Raw genomic sequence first — 17,822 nt, forward strand, 5'->3', positions numbered from 1 at the left:
CCTCCATGCTGCTACAACGGGAGGATGCTGCCGTTCGTAGCGGACCTCAGGCTGGTCGACCACCACTGCCACGGCGTGCTGCGCGCGGACGTGGACCGCGCGGGCTTCGAGGAGCTGCTGACCGAGGCCGACCGGGTGAGCCCGCTGGGCACCAGCCTGTTCGACTCCTCGATCGGGCTGGCGGTGCGCCGCTGGTGCGCGCCGGTCCTGGACCTGGAGCCGCACGCCCCCGCCGACGAGTACGTGGCCCGGCGGAGGTCGCTCGGCGCGGCGGAGGTCACCAGGGCGTTCCTGACGGCCGCCGACGTCGGGACCTACCTGGTCGACGGCGGCCTGTCGCCGGAGCCGCTGCTGGACCACCGCGAGCTGGCGGCCGTCACCGGCGCGTCGTCGTTCGAGGTCGTCCGGCTGGAGCGGCTGGCCGAGGAGGTCGTCTCGGCGGGGAGCACGGCCACCGGGTTCGCCGACGCCGTGCGGGCCCGGCTCGACGCCACCACCGCCGTGGGCGCGAAGTCCATCGCCGCCTACCGCGTCGGCCTGGCCCTGCGACCCGAGCGGCCCACCGCCCGCGAGGTGGCCGACGCGGCGGGCCGGTGGCTCGCCCGCGGCGGCCGGTGCGCCGACGAGGTGCTGTCCCGCTTCCTGGTGTGGGAGGCGCTCGACCGGCGGCTGCCCGTCCAGTTCCACGTGGGCTACGGCGACTCGGACGCCGACCTGCACCGCTGCGACCCGCTGCTGCTGACCGACCTCCTGCGCGCCACCGCGGGGCTCGGCGTTCCCGTGGTGCTGCTGCACAACTACCCGTTCCACCGCAACGCCGGCTACCTCGCGCAGGTGTTCCCGCACGTCTTCGTCGACCTCGGTCTCGCCACGCACAACGTCGGCCACCAGGCGAGCAGGCTGCTGGCCGAGGCGCTGGAGGTCGTGCCGTTCGGGAAGTTCCTGTTCTCCACCGACGCCTACGGCCTCGCCGAGCTGTACCACCTCGGCGCGCTGCTGTTCCGGCGCGCGCTGTCGGACTTCCTGGCCGCCGCGATGGCGTCCGGAGACCTGCTGGAGGCTGACGCGGTGCGGATCGCCCACCTGATCGGGTACGAGAACGCGCACCGGGCCTACCGCTTGGACTAGAGTGTCGAACGGGCGTTCGAACAACGGGGGGTTGGCTGTGGGGCGGAGCGCGAACCTGCCGCGCGGCTTGGTCGACCGCTTCATCGCGCGCGACGGCCGGTGGCCGGACGACACCGGCTGTCCGATGCTGCACGTCGACATGGACGCGTTCTACGCCGCCGTGGAGATCCGCGAGCGTCCCGAGCTGCGCCACAAGCCCGTGATCGTCGGCGGGGTCGGCAACCGCGGCGTCGTGTCGTCGGCGAACTACATCGCCCGCGAGTTCGGCGTCCGGTCGGCCATGCCGACGGCCCACGCCAGGCGCCTGGCGCCGCACGCCGTGTTCCTCCCGCCGAGCTTCGGGCTCTACCAGGAGACCTCGCGGGGGGTGATGGCGATCTTCCGCGACATCTCGCCGCTGGTGGAGCCGTTGAGCCTGGACGAGGCGTTCATCGACGTCAGCGGGGCCCTGCGGCGGATGAACGCCACGTCCGGTGCCATCGCCGCGTTGATCAGGGCGCAGGTGCAGGAGGCGTACGGCATCACGTGCTCGGTGGGGGTGGCGCCCACCAAGTTCCTGGCCAAGCTGGCGTCCGGCATGTGCAAGCCGGACGGCTTCATGGTCGTGCCCAAGGCTTCCGTGCTCGACTTCCTGCACCCGCTGCCGGTGTCCGCGCTGTGGGGCGTCGGCAAGAAGACGGCCGAACAGCTGGACCGCGTCGGCCTGGAGTCCGTCGGCGCCATCGCCGCCACTCCGCTGCCGAGGCTGCGGAAGCTGCTCGGCGTCGCGCTCGCCGAACACCTCCACGCTCTCGCGCAGGGGCACGACGACCGAGCGGTCGTGCCCGAGTCGAAGGAGAAGTCGATCGGGGCGGAGGAGACGTTCGAGGTCGACCACTTCGACCGCGCGTTGCTCAAGCGTGAGCTTCTCCGATTGGCGGAACGGTCGGCCGGCCAATTGCGGGCCAAGGGTTTGCGCAGTCGGACCGTGTCCATCAAGGTGCGTTTCTCGGACTTCTCCACGATTACCCGGTCGCGCACGCTGCCGGTGGCCACTGATTTGACGCACGAGGTCTACGCGACCAGTTCCGCGCTGCTGGATGATCACGTGCCCGACGGGGCGGTGCGGTTGATCGGTGTGCGGTTGGAGCAGTTGGTGGAGGGGGACAGCGGGGAGCAGTTGATGTTCGATGCTCCCGAGCGCGGGTGGCGGGAAGCTGAACAGGCTGCTGACCAGGCTCGTTCGAAGTTCGGGTTGGGCGCGGTCGGGCCTGCTTCACTGCTGGGCGCGCAGCCTCGACGGTCGGGGGTGACGAAGCCCAAGCCGGACGAGTGACGGGGTTCCGGTAATTCCCGTTGCCCCAGACGGCACACTCACCCACGAAATCAGTTGTCAGCTTGCGTGGTCCCACACAATCTCATTCCACCAATCCCGCCCTCATCACCCAACCGAACTCCGCCCCGACTGAACCCAACCCAGCCGAATCCCAATCCAACAGAGTGCTGCCCAGCCAGCCGGCCCGCTTCGCCCTGCCTTTCCCAGCTGGCCGCTTCGCCTTGCCCTGCCAGCCGGCCCGCTTCGCCCTGCCTTTCCCAGTCGCCCGCTTTGCCTTGCCTTGCCCTGCGCTGCCAGCTGGCCCGCTTTGCCCTGCCGTGCCCAGCCGCCCGCTTTGTCCTGCCTGCCCACCCGGCCGCTTCCCTCCCCTGCCAGTCAGTCCGCTTTGCGCTGGCCTGTCTTCGCCCGGCTGTGCCGCCCCGCCCTGCCCCGACACAGCCCCGCGCCGGCACAGCACAGCCCGGCACAGCCCTGCCCGACTCCTTCCGACCCGGCTCCGTCCGGCCACAGCCCTGGCTTGTGACCTCCTCCACCCTTCTCCTCGACAACGCCACCCGACCCACCACCCGACAGCGCCACCCATCACCCGACAGCGCAACCCATCACCCGACCCACCACCCGACAACAGCGCAACCCGCCACCCGACTCGCCACCTGCCACCCGACCCGCTACCCGGCAGTGCTGCTCGACCCACCACCCGACAGCGCCGTCCCTTCTCCGCCCTCCCATCGAAGACGTTGATCGTTTCCTCCGCCGTTCGGTGGTAGCGAGGCTGGAGGCGGACCGCTGATCGGGTACCGACCTGCCGATTTGTTCCCACTACTGGGGATGCTGTTGCACGCTGGCGGGATGGAATCCGAGGTGGCGCGGTTCTGGGGGCTGCTCGACCCCGTTGGGCATGCCCTGCTCGACGCGGCCGGGAGCGTGCGCGAGTACGAGCCCGGCGCGATCGTTTGTCATGAAGGTGAGCCGTCGCAACACGTGTTGATCGTTCGGCGTGGACTCATGCGGGTCACGGCTGTCTCGCACGGCGGTCACGAGAAGGTGCTGGCGATTCGTGGACCCGGTGACATCGTTGGGGAGCGGTCCGCCGTGGACGGGCTGCCGCGGTCCGCCAGTGTTCGGGCGCTCGGTGAGGCCTCGGCGTTGGTGATCGCGCCCGCGCGGTTCTCCGACCTGTGCCGCAAGCAGCCGCACATCGCCTGGGCCGTGCTGGTCGTCGTGGTGTCTCGGCAGCGCGACGCGGACCGGCAGCGCGTCCAGTTCAGCGGCACCTCCACCCAGCGCGTGGCCGCCGTGCTCCTCGACGTCGTGCTGCACCGGGGTGTCGGCTCGGCGGGCGCGGTCGCGTTGAGCCAGGAGGAACTGGCGAGCGCCGCGGGCACGTCGCGCGAATCCCTCGTGCGCGTGCTGCGCCTGATGCGCGAGCAGGGCATCGTGCGGACGGGCAGGCGGCGCATCGACATCCTCGCGCCCGACCGCCTCTACGAATTGGTCGGCTGATCCCGCGTTCTGCGGCATCTGACGCGGAAGACCCGCGAGAACGGGCCTACAACTGTGGGGACACCGAATCCAGGGGGTTTCCCGACATGACCAGGCAGCAGATCGAACGACTCGGCACGACCATCGTCTTCACCGTCCTCCAGGTGGGCGCGGTCGTCGTGCTGCTCCTCCAACTCGACGTCTCGGGCTTCGTCGCCGGGGCCGCCGCGCTCGTGATGGCGGGCGGGCTGGTCGCCGTGCACGACGCGTGGCGCGAGGTCCGCGACACCTCGAAGGACCTAGCCGAGGAACGCGAACTCGTCAACTCGTGACCCTCGACTTGTCCACAGCCAGGAGACTTGTCCACAGTTCGGCCGGACCCAGTAGACCGAGGGGTGGGTCCGGCCGAAAGTGGACCCATGCACCCCACCAACCGCACCCTGATCGACCTGGACGCGCTGGCCTGCCTGTTCCGCCACGGCGTGGCCACCGTGACCGAACTGCTCCACCTGGGCCTGTCCTCGGCCCTCCTGCACCTGCGGTGCAGCCACGGCGGCCCGTGGCAGAACCTGCTGCCCGGCATCCTGCTCCTCAGCGGTTCACCGCCGACCCGAGCGCAGCGCGTCCAGGCCGCCCTCCGCTACGCGGGTCCGAACACCCTCCTCACCGGCTTGGACGCCCTCCACCTGCACGGCATCCGCACCGTTCCCGCCACGGGCCCGGTGCACGTCCTGATTCCCCACCGCCGCCAGGTGGAGGCTCCACCGCAGCTCCGCGTGACCCGCACCCGTGACATGCCGAATCCCGTGCTGCGCAACGACTTCCTCACCGTCCCGCCGGCAAGGGCGGCGCTGGACGCGGCTCTGCACCTCGCCCCGCCCGCCCAACGGGCCGTGCTCGCGGAAACCATCCGAGCGGGCACCGACCCGACCGAACTCCACCCGAGAGGCAGCCCGGCCCTCAAGGCCGCACTCTCCGACCTGCCGCCAGGCCCGACGGAGGCCATCGCCATGGCCGGTCTGCCGACTCCGAGGTGGCACATCTCCCTGCGAACCCCGGACGACCGCCCACTGGGCACAGCGGACGCGTGGTGGAACACCCTGGGCCTGGCCTGGCAGTTCCGCACACCGCCCAGACCGGACCACTTGGCGGCGGCAGGAATCGTGGTGCTCCGCACGACTCCGAACCAGCCACCGGCCTCCACAGCCGCCCAACTGCGCCGTGCGGCAGCACACGCCACCACCCGCCCCCGCCCCGACGTCATCCTCGGCTGAGCGGCCGGACGCGGCTGGAGCCACCAACGGCCCTGACGCTGCGCCTCGCGCCGCTCCGGTCGTCCAGTCAGGGTGGACTGGTGGCTTGGTCGGACTGATCGCTTTCGGCGGTGGCCAGATCAATCCGTCCCACTGGCCGCCCACCTCACCCCACTGACCAACCCGGCGACCGAACCAGCCAGACCACCGCACCGCGCCCCTCCGGCAGCCGGACGGCCCTGGACGAGTAATCGCAGCCAGCGGGCCTCGGACGTGAACCCGAGCAGTGCTTGGGCCACGGCGAGGGTGATCAGTTCCGCGTCGGTGAGCTCTGCCGGTCTGCCGATGCGGCTCCTGCCCGACAGGCGGCCGTCACGCACTGATCTTGAACACCCTTCGTCCGTCTCGGGCTACCGCCTCGACTTGCGCCTTGCTCGGCTAGCCCAAGCCACAAGCGCCAGCGCCTGTCCTCAAAGGGGGTGTGGCTGATCTGCTTTGATCCTGGATCGTCATCCGCGAGCAAGAGCCGATCGACGAGCAGTGGTAGACGATCGAGCCGCTGCCGCCCGTCTCGGGCGCGCAACACCGTCCGCTGGCGGACGACCGTCGGGTGATCAACGGGATGCTGTTCAAGGCCACGACAGGTACCGCCTGGCGGGACCTGCCGCAACGGCACCCTCACCACGCTGGTCGGGAAGGTGCGGGTGGTCGCCGAGGCGATCGGCGAACTCGACCGCGAGGTGCCGGTGCAGTCCGGCATCGTGCGGGCGCGCCAACACGCCGCACGGGCACGAACGCGTCCCCCGCAGAGGGCGGACGGCTCGTGCGGCGGGCCCAGCCAGCCAGGTGATCATGGCATCGGCCGCTCCCGCGGCGGACCCACCACCAGGAGCCACCTCACGTTCGACGGCCCGGCCGCCCAGCGACCAAGTCCGCACGCGTCCTCGCGGACAAGGACTACTCGACCAAGACCATCCGCGCCCACCCGCACACATGGCATCCCGGCCTCGATCCCGCAACGCCGTGACCAGCACGCCGACCACAAGCACCAAAGCCGGACAGACGGACACCCACCGACCTTCAACCGCACCGCCTGCACACGACGCACCGCGGTCGACCGCCGCTTCAACCGGCTCACGCAGTTCCGCGCCAACGCCACCCGCTTCGACAAGACCGCCGTGTCCCACCGAGGCATGACCGACCTGGCCACCCTGCTCATCTGGCTCCGAGGACAGACCCGCCGCCTTCACCTTCGGCCGCCGACGCCTCCACGTGACAACCGCCAGTGACAACTACCAACCCCCGGCAGCCGCCCCCTCCGCAACCACCAACGCAAGGCGCTTGTCGATGACGCCGAGGACACCGTGCCTCGACCCGCCGACCCGCCGACCCGCCGACCCGCAGGCCCGCCGGCCCGCCGGCCCGTCGAGCCACGCCCCGGCAACTCATCGGCCCGGTCGATCTATCGGTCCGCCAACCCACCAGGCAACGCCGCGCTGGCTCGTCCGAATACCGGTCCGCCGGTCCAGCCACCACCCGCTCCGCCGAAGCCGACCCGGATCCACACAGCAGGCCACCGGACCCCGATGCCCGAACCCAAGGTCTGCCGGCCCCCACCGCGGCCTGCCCGCCCGACCCCACCGAGCCTCACCACGACAGGAGGCCTTCACAGTCCGATCCCACCGACACCTCAAAACACCCGCGGGTGATCTCCGTGACCCGCGCTGAGCCGTCGCACACCTGTGTCACCCGGCGCTCAGAGCAAGAGCGTGATCATGGGTGGTCAAATTTCCGCTGAGGTCGACGTCGTTACGCCATCGGAGTGACCTCTGGGCTCAAGATCAGTAGCCGAACCCGTTCGATGGTTTTCGTCGCGTGGAAAGGGCTGCACCTGCAGTAATGCGGTTACGCGCGGTTCCGGTACGGGTCCGAACCGTCACCTCACGGTGGTCTGACCATTGACCCGTGAGGATGATGGTGACAGAACCAACCGCTTGGGAGCCCAGACTGGGTAGTCGGCGGGCTCTGCGGATCGTATCCTGGGGGATGACGCCCCCAGGGGGGGCGTCCGCCGGGACCGGCGGCAACCGTGAACACCCGGCGCCCGCGACCGCTGTGCCGGAGGAGGAGCCATGCCACTCTCCGAGCACGAGCAGCGACTGCTCGACCAGATCGAGCGCGCGCTCTACGCCGAGGACCCGAAGTTCGCATCCACTGTGCGTGGCGCCAAGCTGCGCAAACCGTCTCGACGGCGTCGTATCCAGGGCATCGCTTTGTTCGCCGTGGGTGTGGCGTTGCTCGTCACGGGTGTGATGTTGCCGAAGCTCGCTGGTATCCCGGTGGTGAGCGTGGTCGGCTTCCTGTTGATGTTCTTCGGCGTGCTGGTCACCCTGACGACCCTTCGTCGCGGTGATCAGGTTTCCGAGGAGGCAGAGCAGGAAGGCAGCCGGCCCAGCCGCAGCCGCAGCTCGTTCTCACAAAAGATGGAAGAACGTTTCCGTCGCCGCTTCGAGGACGAGTAGAACTCCGAACCGAAGATCCGCACCGCGCGCCCGCCCCGCCGAGGGGCGGGCCGCGGTGTCTTCGCGTGCGTTCGACCGGTCCGACGTCGCCCGGATCGCCGACGACCGGGAACCACGCGTGAACCGGAGACCGCCGGTCGTGCGGTGCGTCCGTGGAGGCCCCGGCGGATGGGGATCTGAAGGCGAGAAGGCTGCCGGCGGGTCGGCTCGTCGCGCCACCGGACCGCGCCCCACGCGGTCGGGACGTGGAGCGCGGGTGTCGGGCAGATCCAGCCGACACCCGCGCTCGGTTCAGTCCTCGGGTTCGTCCGGCACGGTCGGCTGGAGCACCGACCGGGGCAGGACCCTGGCCCGCAGGGCCAGGGGGGCGTTGCGGGAGAGGCTGCGGCGCACGTCGTCCACCGCCTGCGGCAGTTGCGGGTCGGCGTCCGCTCGGCCGCTGTACCAGGACCGCTCGACGGCACCCACGACGGAGCGCAGGCCGTCGCGGCCCTGTTCGTCGAGGTTGTGCGCGCGGGCCATGCGGCGGGCCGCCACTCGGACCGTCTCGGTCGGCGGGATGCGGGTGCCGCGGTCCACGGACTCCGCGATCAGTTCCTCCCACGCGGCGTTCGCGGCCTGAGCGCCCAGGCCCGCGATGGACTGGAGGCGGTTGTGGCGGCGGAGCGCGCGGATCGCGGCCGGGGACGCCGCCACCGCCAGCAGGAGCAGCGGTACCGCGAGCCACCAGGAGAACAGGGCGATCAGGAGCGCGACCGTGAGGGCCCAGGAGGCGGCGGCCGCCGCCGCCACGGCCGGACGGGCCCAGGGCAGGCGGTGGAACGACGCCAGGGCGCCCACCGAGGGCATGAGGAACAGCAGCGCGGTCAGGAGAGCGGCCAGGCCGCCGGTCACGGCCAGCGTGATCCAGTGCCAGCCCGGAGTCGTCTCGACCGGGGTGGCGCCCGCCAGGTCCTGCGCGTCGACGACCGGCGCGGCGGAGCTGGTGGTCGGGACCGCGCTGGAGGAGGCTGCCGCGGACTGGTCGCCCTCGTCGGGGGCCTGCGCCTGGCCGTCGTCGCCGGTGCCGCCGATGTAGGACGGGATGACGCCGCGGCCGTCGGTGAGCGGCGTGGGGTCGAAGACCATCCAGCCGTGGCCCGCGAAGTAGATCTCCACCCACGCGTGCGCGTCGAGGCTGGTGATGGTCTTGTAGTCGTCGGTCGGGTAGCCGCCGGTGAAGCCGATGGCCACCCTGGCGGGCAGGCCGATCGAGCGGGCCATCACGGCCATCGCGGCCGAGTACTGCTGGCAGAAGCCGGTCTTGCTGTTGATCACGAAGTCGACCAGCGCGTCCGCGTTGGAGTCGCCCTCGGTCTTCGTCGAGTACTTGAAGCCCTGCGTGCCGTCGGTGAAGTACCGGTACAGCGCCGTGGCCTTGTCGAACTTGGTGCTCTCGTTCTGGGTGACGGTCCTGGCCAGCGCCGTGATCGACTGGTCGATGCCGTTGATCTGGAAGTACACCGGGTCGACGCCCTCGGCGCTGCCGTTGGCCCGCCGCAGCTCGTCGGCCGACGGGTTCTCCAGCACGGTCTCCAGCGTGTACGGGCCGACCTTGTGCTTCTTGAGGCTGTAGATCATGCCGCGGGCGTTGTCGAAGCGCCACGTGTCGTCGGTGTTCTCGATCTTGCGGGGCTTGCCGTAGACGGGCAGCCACACGTCGTTCCAGCCGACCGGGTCGATCTGGACCTTGGTGGTCTTGCCGTCACCGGGGTCGCCGGGCTGCGGGGGCAGGTCGCCCCGCGCAGGGCTGCCCTCGGACAGCGCGCCGCCGACGGACCACTCGCCGCTGCCGGGGTCGTACTGCTGGAGCGTCATGGCCCGCAGGTAGGCCGAGTCCGGGAGGCCGCGGACGTGGAACATCTCCCTGGTCTCACCCTGGCTGAGCATGCCGCGCAGCTCGGTCAGCGGTTTGAGCCCGAGCCCGTCGGCGCCGCCGCCCGCCGCGGTGCCCGTGCCGGGCAGCCTGCCCACGGTGCCGATCAGCGTGAAGGTGGCGCCCGCGAACAGCGCGATCACCACGGCCATGCCCGCCACGGCGGTGGCGGCGCCGCCGGAGCTGCTGCCCCCGGTGCCGCTCATCCGTCCTCGCCACGCCTCGTGCCGGTGTTGGCCGTCGACCACCAGCAGCAGCGCGAACGAGGCCGCGCCCAGCACGAACGTCCACAGCGGCAGCATCTCGTCGGCCAGCGACGCGGGCACCGCGAACACGCACAGCAGCACCAGACCGGAGGCCGCGGGGGCCGCCGCGCCGACGGCGAGGGTGTCCACGAGGACCGCGACGAGACCCATCGCGAGCATGATCAGGCAGCGCATCGCGGGGCTCTCCGCGACCGGCGGCACGCCCGTCTGCACCTCGCTGATCGAGTTGCCGAGCACCGACCACAGATCGCCAAGCGACTCGGGACCGGGCAGCACGACCAGGAAACCGGTCCTGGTGAACAGCGTGACGAGCAGGCAGAGCAGCGCGAGGATCTGGCCGATGCCCACCAGCGGGGCGGGCAGCCGGACCGCGCGCAGCAGCAGGCCGGTGCCGCTGACCACGGCGACCGCGATCAGCACGTAGAAGATCCACAGCCCGCCGGTGACGACACCGGACAGCGCCGTCGCCGAGCACACCACCGCGAGCGCGGCGACTGCGGGCGTCACCGACCCCGACCAGTCCCCCCCGGCGGCCGGGGGGCGGCCGGGAGGTGCCGCCGCGGGCGGTCTCTGCTGAAAAGCTCCGGGCATCAGCCAACCTCCGTGGGCACCACGGGACTGCCGTGGTGAAGCTCGTGCCGGACCCGGCTCACGCGGCTCGACGGGTGGGTGGTCGAGGTGCGCGGCGTTCGGTCGGTGGTCGGGGACGGGGCTGGTCGCGGCATCAGCCGACCTCCGTGCGCACCACGGGGCCCCGGTTGCCCGCGCTGTGGCACAGCTCCTGCCAGACCTGGTTCATCGGGCTGGAGGGCTTGGCGATCGACACGCCCCACCCCGCGATGTGCAGCAGGCGCTGGGCCTCGGTCACGTCGGGCGACGGGTCCTCGGTCGAGCCCGCCCACTCGCCGACGTCGAGCAGCACGGCGAGGCTGCGCATGCCGCGCGGCCGGTAGCGGACGAGCCCGTCCACGACGGCCGGGGTGCACGCGCCGAGCACGGCGATGACCTCCTGGCCCGCGCCGGGGTCGAGGCCTGCCGCCAACTCCTTGCGGTGCGAGGGTTGCAGGGCGGCCAGCGAGTCGAGCACCACGGCGTCGCTGTGGCCGCCGTCGCCCGAGCCGCCCGCGAGGACGCGGCCGTCCTCGGCGACGAGCTTCACCTGGTGGCCGAAGCGGTGCAGGTGCAGGCAGATGCTGGCGGTCATGGAGACGGCCCACTCCAGGCTCGCGCTCGGACCGCTGCCGCGGTGCGCGGTCAGCCGGTGGTCGAGCAGCACGGTCGTGCCGCCGCGCCACGGGCGTTCCTCCACGCGGACCATGAGCTGGTCGCGGCGGGCCGTCGAGCGCCAGTGCACCTTGCGCAGGTCGTCGCCGTGCCGGTACTCGCGGACGATCGCGTCGTCCTCGCCCTGGCCGCTGCGCAGCCGGATCGAGCCGTCGTCGCCCGCGCCCATGCCGGAGCCGCTGGGCAGGCCGCTGAGCCCGGTGATCCGGGGCACCACGACCAGCCTGCTGCGGCCCGCGAGTTCGCGGTCGTACTCCACCAGCCCGAACGGGGCGGTGATGCGGGCCATCAGCGGGCCCACCTGCTGGATGCCGCGCATGACGGGCTTGAGGGGGTAGCGCAGCGCGGTGGCCGTGCTGCGGGGCAGCCGCTCCACCACGAACCGGGGCCTGCTGCCGAGCGCGTACGGGACGTTGTCCTCCAGGAGCAGGCCGCCGGTGGGCAGCCTGCCGGTGCTCCGCAGCTCGACGCGCACCTCGGTCGCGGAGCCGACCGGCACCCGGCTGGGGTGCAGGAAGCGGGACGCGTGCAGCCCGACCCTGGCTCGGGTGGCCAGCCACGCCGCCAGCAGCGGCAGGGCGACCACGAAGGCCGCCACCCTGAGCAGGTCGCGCTCGTTGAGGACGAGCGCGCACAGCCCGGCGGCGAACCCCGCGGCGAGCAGGCAGCGGCCGCGGGTCGTCAGGCCGGAGAGGGCTCCGCGCATCTCAGCGGTTCGTCCCTGCGTTCTTGGGGAACTGGCCGTTCGGCGACGCCGTCGCCTGCGGCACGGGCACCCGCTGGATCAGCGAGCGGACCAGGTCGGCGGGGGAGCGGCGGGCGGCCTGCGCCTCGGCGGTGAGCACCAGCCGGTGCGCCAGCACGGGGACCGCGACGGCGTGGATGTCGTCCGGGACGACGAAGTCGCGGCCCGCCAGCGCGGCCTGCGCGCGAGCGGCGCGGACCAGGTGCAGCGTGGACCGCGGGGACGCGCCGAGCCGCAGCTCGGGCAGCCTGCGGGTGGCCGAGACGAGTTCCACGGCGTACCGGCGGATCTCCTGCGACAGGTGCACCCGGCGGACCGTCTGCACCAGTTTCAGGATCTGCGCGGCGTCCGACACCGGCCGCAGCTCGTCCATCGGGTTGGTGCCCGCGTGCTCGTCGACCATCGCCAGCTCGGCGGCCGGGTCCGGGTAGCCGATGGAGACGCGTGCGGTGAACCGGTCCCGCTGGGCCTCGGGCAGCGCGTACGTGCCCTCCATCTCGATCGGGTTCTGGGTCGCGATCACCATGAACGGCGCACCGAGCGGGTAGGTCTTCCCGTCGACGGTGACCTGGTGCTCCTCCATGCACTCCAGCAGCGCGGACTGCGTCTTGGGGGAGGCGCGGTTGATCTCGTCGCCGACCACGATGTTCGCGAACACCGGGCCTGGCCGGAACTCGAACTCGTTGCCCTGCCGGTTGTAGATCGACGACCCGGTGATGTCGCTGGGCAGCAGGTCGGGGGTGAACTGGATGCGGCTCACCGTGCAGTCGATCGACCGGGCCAGCGCCTTCGCCAGCGACGTCTTGCCGACGCCGGGCACGTCCTCCACCAGCAGGTGACCCTCGGCGAGCAGGGCGACCAGCGAGATCCGGACCACGTCGGGTTTGCCGACGAGGACCTTCTCCACGTTGGCGGCGATCCGCTGGACCGCGGTGTGCAGCTCTCCGAGCACGTCGTCAGGTCGCGTCTGCGGTGCGTGGGCAGCACTGTTCACCGTGGGGTTGACGGCCTGCGCGCCCTGTCCGAACGCGTGGTCCGGGAGTGCTGCTGGCTGGGTACTCGGGGTCACTCGACCTCCTGGAGCGGGGCTCGCCCGCGACCGGTGCACGGAAGCGGTGAGCGTTTCACGCAGTGTGTCAAACCAGGGCGAAGTGCCCTACCCCCGATTCGACAGGATCCTGACGGTAGTGAGGACGTGCGGGGTTGCACAGCGGTTCATTTTCCCCCATCCCCACGATTCCCCACCACGGGCGTCCGCGAACCCGTTTTCGCCGATTTCACTGGTCCATCCGGGTGGCAAAACGGCCCTGGAAGCTCACTCGGGGAGGTGGGTGTCGCTCGCTTCCCCCACCTGGCTCCACGCCGCTCGCAAGCCTTCTACCTGCGGTTATATCAAACGGCACCCGATGGAAACACCCGTTTCAGCGTTGACTGTGGTGAAAAGTGGGGTACTGTGGCGCCCGGTGGGGCTGACGGGGGCTCCACTGCCGCTCGGAGTCCGGTCGGCAGGAGGTGTGGAGGTGCCATGTTCCTCGGCACTCACCTCCCCAGGCTGGACGACAAGGGTCGGCTGACGCTGCCCGCGAAGTTCCGGGATGCGCTAGCGGGGGGTGTCATGGTCACCAAGGGCCAGGACCACTGCCTCTTCGTGTTCCCGCGAGCCGAGTTCGAGCAGATGGCGACGAAGGTCGCGAGCGCCTCCTTCACGAACGAGTCCGTTCGCGCCTACCAGCGCTACCTGTTCGCCAGCACGGACGAGCAGCGGCCGGACGGGCAGGGCCGCATCTCGATCGTCCAGGAGCTGCGCAACTACGCCGGTTTGACCAAGGAGTGCGCGGTCATCGGCGCCATCAACCGGTTGGAGATCTGGGACTCCCAGGCCTGGCAGCGCTACCTCGAGGCCCATGAGGACAGCTACGCCGAAGCGCGGGAGGAGGTCCTCCCTGGCGTCTTCTGATCGGCCGTGAGTAGAGCACGACGTGGTTCGGGTGCCGTGAGGCCTCGGTCCGCTCGGCTTTCGGCCCTGGCGCACCTTCCCCGGCGCCAGGTTCGACGGGCGGGCGGGGACCTGACGACACCCGATCTCCACGTTGTGGCGGTCGATCACGAAGCAAGGGAGGGGGCTTGAGATGGCGGAGCGACCACGGCACGTACCGGTCCTGCTGAACCGCGTCCTCGAGCTGCTGGCTCCCGCACTGGCCGACCGGCCCGCCGTCGTGGTGGACGCGACCCTCGGGCTCGGCGGTCACGCCGAGGCCCTGCTGCGGGCGCACCCCCGGCTCAGGCTGATCGGCCTCGACCGCGACCCGCAGGCCATCGAGCTGTCGAGCAAGCGGCTCGCGGACTTCGGCGACCGCGTCACGTTCGTCAACGTCACCTACGACCGCATCGCCGACGCCGTCTCGGACCTCGGACTGTCCCACGTGGACGGCGTCCTGATGGACCTCGGCGTCTCCTCGCTCCAGCTCGACGCCCGGGAGCGCGGGTTCGCGTACTCCAGGGACGCGCCGCTGGACATGAGGATGAGCGCGGGCACCGGCCAGACCGCGGCGGACGTGCTGAACACCTACCCGCCCGGCGACCTGGTGCGGATCCTGCGCGACTACGGCGAGGAGCGGTTCGCCAAGAAGATCGTCGGCGCGGTGGTCCGGGAGCGCGAGCGCGAGCCGTTCACCAACAGCGGGCGGCTCGTCGAGCTGCTGTACGCGGCCGTGCCCGCGGCGACCAGGCGCACCGGCGGCCACCCGGCCAAGCGGACGTTCCAGGCGCTGCGCATCGAGGTGAACGAGGAGCTGGAGTCGTTGCGGCTCGCGCTCCCCGCCGCGCTGTCGGTGCTCGGCGTCGGAGGGCGGCTCGTCGTGGAGGCCTACCAGTCGCTGGAGGACCGGATGGTCAAGCGGGCCATCGCCGAGGTCGCGGTGTCGCGCAGTCCGCAGGGCCTGCCCGTGGAACTGCCCGGCTACGGGCCGCGGTTCAAGCTCGTCACCAAGGGCGCCGAGCTGGCCAACGAGCAGGAGATCGAGGAGAACCCGAGGGCGGCACCGGTCCGCCTGCGGGCCGCGGAACGGATCGAGGAGGCGTAGTGACCGCACCAGCCAGGGCGGGCGGCACCTCGCCGAACCCGCGGCCCCGCCCGGAGAAGCCGCGCGAGCGCGCCCTCAAGTCCGTTCCCGCACCGGCGGGCTCGCCGCGGTCCAGGTCCGCCTCGACCGAGCGCGCCTACGCCCGGCGGGCCCAGCGCGCCCAGAACCTCAGGGGCGGGAGCGTCGCCGCGCCGCGGCGCAAGCCGGGCCCGGTGGCCAAGGCGCCGTTCGTCGTCATGGTGATGGCCATGCTGATCGTCGGCCTCGCCACGATCATGTGGCTGTCCACGCAGGCCGCCGCCGACTCCTACAAGCTCCAGGAAGCGCACAACCAGGCCACGCAGCTCTCGCTGCGGGTCGAGCAGCTGCGCCAGGAGGTCGCGCTCGCGGAGTCGCCGACCAAGCTCGCCGAGGCCGCGGCGAAGCTCGGGCTGGTGCTCGCGGGCGACCCGGCGAAGCTCAAGCAGCTCCCGGACGGCACGGTCGAGGTCTACGGCAAGCCCTCCGCCGTGGAGGCCCCCGCGCCCCCGCCGTCGGCCACCACCGCGCCGAGCACGACCGCGCCGACCACCGGCCAGTCCGCGACGCCGCCGCCCGGCGAGCAGCAGCAGACACCGACCGACACGCAAGCCCAACAGCCGCCAGCGGTGCCAGGAGGTTAGTCATGCCGGGGCCCAGCAGCGGCAGGCAAGCACGACGTCCGCTGTCGGTGCGGGCGACCCGTCCGGCCAAGCGGCGGGGAGCCAACGCCCGCGTCCGCCTCACGGTCGGGCGGCTGCTGCTCGTCAGCGCCCTGCTGCTGGCGGGGATCAAGCTCGTGCAGGTGCAGGGCTTCGAGGCCGCCGAGCTGTCGCTCAAGGCCCAGCAGCAGCGCGCCACGCCGCAGGACATCCCCGCCGAGCGCGGGGCGATCCTGGACCGCAACGGCAACCAGCTCGCGTTCAGCATCGAGGCGCGGGCGCTCTACGCCGTGCCGAAGCTGATGCGCAAGAACTGGGCCGAGCAGCTGGAGAAGGACCCGTCGATCGGCAGCTTCGAGGACCACGCCAAGGCCATCGGGGCGGCGATCCAGCAGGTGCTCGGCACCGAGGTCGACGGTCAGAGGACCGACGAGCAGACCATGACCGAGAAGCTGCTGAGGGACACCACCTACATCGAGCTGGTGGACAACGTCGAGCCGACGAAGGCCGCCGCGATCCGCAAGCAGTTCAACGAGATCGGCTCGGAGTTCCGCGCGGTCCGGGTGTACCCCAACGGCAAGCTGGCGTCGAACATCGTCGGCGCGGCGAACTGGCGCAAGGACATGACGCCCGGCGCGACGCACGGCCAGCTCGGGCTGGAGAGCTCGCAGGACAACCTGCTCGCGGGCCGCAACGGCCGCCGGGTCGTGGACACCATCCAGGGCGGTGACGTCGTGATCCCCGGCGCCGACCGCGACCGGGAGCTGGAACCCGCGACACCGGGCAAGAGCCTGGAGCTGACGCTCGACATCGACACCCAGTACGTCGTGCAGAACATGGTCACCGACTACACGGCCAAGAGCGGCGCGAAGAGCGGCTCGGCGGTGGTGCTCGACAGCAAGACCGGCGAGATCCTGGCCATGGCGAACGACAAGACGTTCGACCCGGCGAACTTCGGCAAGGCCACCGAGGACGAGAAGCGCAACATCGCGGTGACCTCGGTGTACGAGCCCGGCTCGGTGAACAAGATCATCACCGCGGCGGGCGCGATCGAGGACGGGCTGTTCAAGCCGGACGAGGTCCTCACGGTGCCGGGCCGCATCCAGGTCGCCGACCGCTGGATCAGGGACGCCTGGCCGCACGGCGACCTCGACATGACGTTCACGGGCGTGTTCGGCAAGTCCTCCAACGTCGGCACGCTGATGGCCGCGCAGAAGCTCGGCGAGGAGCGGTACGCCGACCTGCTGCGCAAGTTCGGGCTCGGCAAGCGCACCGGTTCCGGCCTCACCGGCGAGGAGGCCGGGCTGGTCCCGCCGCTCAACCAGTGGTCGGGGTCGACGTTCGGCAACCTGCCGATCGGGCAGGGCCTGAGCATGACGCTGCTCCAGATGACCGGGATGTACCAGGCGATGGCCAACGACGGTCTGCGCATCCCGCCGAGGATCATCCGCGCGGAGGTCGACGGCAACGGCTCCCGCAAGGAGACCGAGCGGCCGGAGGCCGTCCGCGTGGTGAGCCCGGAGACCGCGAAGACGGTGCGCGAGATGTTCCGCTCGGTCGTGCAGGACGCGCCGGGCCAGACCGGAACCGGTGCCGCCGCCGCCCTGTCGGGCTACCAGATCGCGGGCAAGACGGGCACGGCGCAGCAGATCGACCCGGACGGCCGGTACAGCAGCACCGACTACTGGATCACCTTCGCGGGCATCCTGCCCGCGGACAACCCCCGCTACGTCGTGGGGATCATGCTCGACGGGCCCACGGGCACGCCGTTCAGCAGCTCCGCGGCGCCGCTGTTCCACGACATCGCCTCGTACCTGGCCCAGCGGTACCAGGTGCCGCTGTCGGCCGAGCAGTCCCCGCTGATCACGCTCACGCCGTGAGCACGGCTCGCCACGGGACGTGATCTGCGTCCCACCGGTCCACGCGGTGGCCGCCCGGTCCGCCGCGGAGGTGGTCGCGTTCACCCCGCTCCGTGACCGGATGTCCCCGTGAAGACCGTCGTCGGTCCGATCGGGACACCGCGGCCGATGTCGCAGCACGGGCAACCGCGAGGGCCCGTCGGACGTCACAAGCCTTGCGGCACCGGGGAATCAGGTGCGGTCCGGAGCCACCGCGGTCGTCGGAGCGACCCCGTGGCCGTGTAGTTTCC

14 protein-coding genes and 1 pseudogene are annotated in these 17,822 nt (G+C 71.3%); 11 read left to right on the plus strand and 4 right to left on the minus strand.

Going from position 1 to position 17,822, the window contains the following annotated elements:
- Window positions 1–24: 24 nt before the first annotated feature.
- From AC156L_RS21075 to AC156L_RS21095, 5 genes are all read left to right on the plus strand, one after another.
- Window positions 25–1,128: an amidohydrolase family protein gene (locus AC156L_RS21075; RefSeq protein WP_330875891.1), complete on the plus strand. Its 1,104-nt coding sequence runs from the start codon at window positions 25–27 to the stop codon at window positions 1,126–1,128.
- Window positions 1,129–1,165: 37 nt separating this feature from the next.
- A complete protein-coding gene (locus AC156L_RS21080; RefSeq protein ID WP_330875890.1) occupies window positions 1,166–2,443 on the plus strand; it encodes a DNA polymerase IV in 1,278 nt (425 codons plus the stop codon).
- Window positions 2,444–3,292: 849 nt separating this feature from the next.
- Window positions 3,293–3,946 (plus strand): Crp/Fnr family transcriptional regulator, encoded by a 654-nt coding sequence (locus AC156L_RS21085; RefSeq protein WP_330875889.1) that lies wholly within the window; start codon window positions 3,293–3,295, stop codon window positions 3,944–3,946.
- Between the two features lie 86 nt (window positions 3,947–4,032).
- Window positions 4,033–4,257 carry a hypothetical protein gene (locus tag AC156L_RS21090; RefSeq protein WP_330875888.1) on the plus strand — a complete coding sequence of 75 codons (225 nt, stop codon included), beginning with the start codon at window positions 4,033–4,035 and terminating at the stop codon, window positions 4,255–4,257.
- Between the two features lie 87 nt (window positions 4,258–4,344).
- Window positions 4,345–5,199, plus strand: coding sequence for a hypothetical protein (locus AC156L_RS21095; RefSeq protein ID WP_330875887.1), 855 nt, complete (start codon window positions 4,345–4,347; stop codon window positions 5,197–5,199).
- A 230-nt stretch (window positions 5,200–5,429) separates the two neighbouring features.
- Here the strand turns inward: AC156L_RS21095 and AC156L_RS21100 are convergent.
- Window positions 5,430–5,558, minus strand: a pseudogene (locus tag AC156L_RS21100) (IS982 family transposase); the annotation flags it as partial.
- Window positions 5,559–5,737: 179 nt separating this feature from the next.
- Here AC156L_RS21100 and AC156L_RS21105 point away from each other — a divergent pair.
- Both AC156L_RS21105 and AC156L_RS21110 read left to right on the plus strand, forming a co-directional pair.
- On the plus strand, window positions 5,738–6,028 hold the full coding sequence (locus AC156L_RS21105) for a hypothetical protein (protein ID WP_484407191.1): 291 nt from the start codon (window positions 5,738–5,740) through the stop codon (window positions 6,026–6,028).
- 1,282 nt (window positions 6,029–7,310) lie between these two features.
- Window positions 7,311–7,700, plus strand: a complete 390-nt coding sequence (locus tag AC156L_RS21110; protein WP_330875886.1) for a DUF3040 domain-containing protein — start codon at window positions 7,311–7,313, stop codon at window positions 7,698–7,700.
- Between the two features lie 291 nt (window positions 7,701–7,991).
- Here the strand turns inward: AC156L_RS21110 and AC156L_RS21115 are convergent, their stop codons facing one another.
- From AC156L_RS21115 to AC156L_RS21125, 3 genes are all read right to left on the minus strand, one after another.
- The gene (locus AC156L_RS21115; RefSeq protein WP_330875885.1) at window positions 7,992–10,388 is read right to left on the minus strand and encodes a transglutaminase TgpA family protein; all 2,397 of its coding nucleotides are present in this window, start codon (window positions 10,386–10,388) and stop codon (window positions 7,992–7,994) included.
- 217 nt (window positions 10,389–10,605) lie between these two features.
- Window positions 10,606–11,871: a DUF58 domain-containing protein gene (locus AC156L_RS21120; RefSeq protein WP_484407186.1), complete on the minus strand. Its 1,266-nt coding sequence runs from the start codon at window positions 11,869–11,871 to the stop codon at window positions 10,606–10,608.
- A gap of 1 nt (window position 11,872) precedes the next feature.
- Window positions 11,873–12,979, minus strand: a complete 1,107-nt coding sequence (locus AC156L_RS21125) for an AAA family ATPase (RefSeq protein ID WP_414719869.1) — start codon at window positions 12,977–12,979, stop codon at window positions 11,873–11,875.
- 456 nt (window positions 12,980–13,435) lie between these two features.
- Here AC156L_RS21125 and mraZ point away from each other — a divergent pair, with 456 nt between their 5' ends.
- From mraZ to AC156L_RS21145, 4 genes are all read left to right on the plus strand, one after another.
- Window positions 13,436–13,867, plus strand: coding sequence for a division/cell wall cluster transcriptional repressor MraZ (gene mraZ / locus AC156L_RS21130; RefSeq protein WP_330875883.1), 432 nt, complete (start codon window positions 13,436–13,438; stop codon window positions 13,865–13,867).
- A gap of 172 nt (window positions 13,868–14,039) precedes the next feature.
- Window positions 14,040–14,993 carry a 16S rRNA (cytosine(1402)-N(4))-methyltransferase RsmH gene (gene rsmH, locus AC156L_RS21135; protein ID WP_330875882.1) on the plus strand — a complete coding sequence of 318 codons (954 nt, stop codon included), beginning with the start codon at window positions 14,040–14,042 and terminating at the stop codon, window positions 14,991–14,993.
- Window positions 14,993–15,655, plus strand: coding sequence for a cell division protein FtsL (gene ftsL, locus AC156L_RS21140; RefSeq protein ID WP_330875881.1), 663 nt, complete (start codon window positions 14,993–14,995; stop codon window positions 15,653–15,655). Before rsmH ends, ftsL begins: the two co-directional genes overlap by 1 nt.
- 2 nt (window positions 15,656–15,657) lie before the next feature.
- A complete protein-coding gene (locus AC156L_RS21145; protein ID WP_330875880.1) occupies window positions 15,658–17,553 on the plus strand; it encodes a peptidoglycan D,D-transpeptidase FtsI family protein in 1,896 nt (631 codons plus the stop codon).
- The last annotated feature ends 269 nt before the right edge of the window (window positions 17,554–17,822 follow it).

It is taken from the genome of Umezawaea sp. (assembly GCF_057122925.1).

Coding starts and splice junctions, on each gene's coding strand:
- AC156L_RS21075 (WP_330875891.1), top strand. CDS start 25: ATGCTGCCGTTCGTAGCGGACCTCAGGCTGGTCGACCACCACTGCCAC.
- AC156L_RS21085 (WP_330875889.1), top strand. CDS start 3,293: ATGGAATCCGAGGTGGCGCGGTTCTGGGGGCTGCTCGACCCCGTTGGG.
- AC156L_RS21090 (WP_330875888.1), top strand. CDS start 4,033: ATGACCAGGCAGCAGATCGAACGACTCGGCACGACCATCGTCTTCACC.
- AC156L_RS21095 (WP_330875887.1), top strand. CDS start 4,345: ATGCACCCCACCAACCGCACCCTGATCGACCTGGACGCGCTGGCCTGC.
- AC156L_RS21110 (WP_330875886.1), top strand. CDS start 7,311: ATGCCACTCTCCGAGCACGAGCAGCGACTGCTCGACCAGATCGAGCGC.
- AC156L_RS21120 (WP_484407186.1), bottom strand. CDS start 11,871: ATGCGCGGAGCCCTCTCCGGCCTGACGACCCGCGGCCGCTGCCTGCTC.
- mraZ (WP_330875883.1), top strand. CDS start 13,436: ATGTTCCTCGGCACTCACCTCCCCAGGCTGGACGACAAGGGTCGGCTG.
- rsmH (WP_330875882.1), top strand. CDS start 14,040: ATGGCGGAGCGACCACGGCACGTACCGGTCCTGCTGAACCGCGTCCTC.
- AC156L_RS21145 (WP_330875880.1), top strand. CDS start 15,658: ATGCCGGGGCCCAGCAGCGGCAGGCAAGCACGACGTCCGCTGTCGGTG.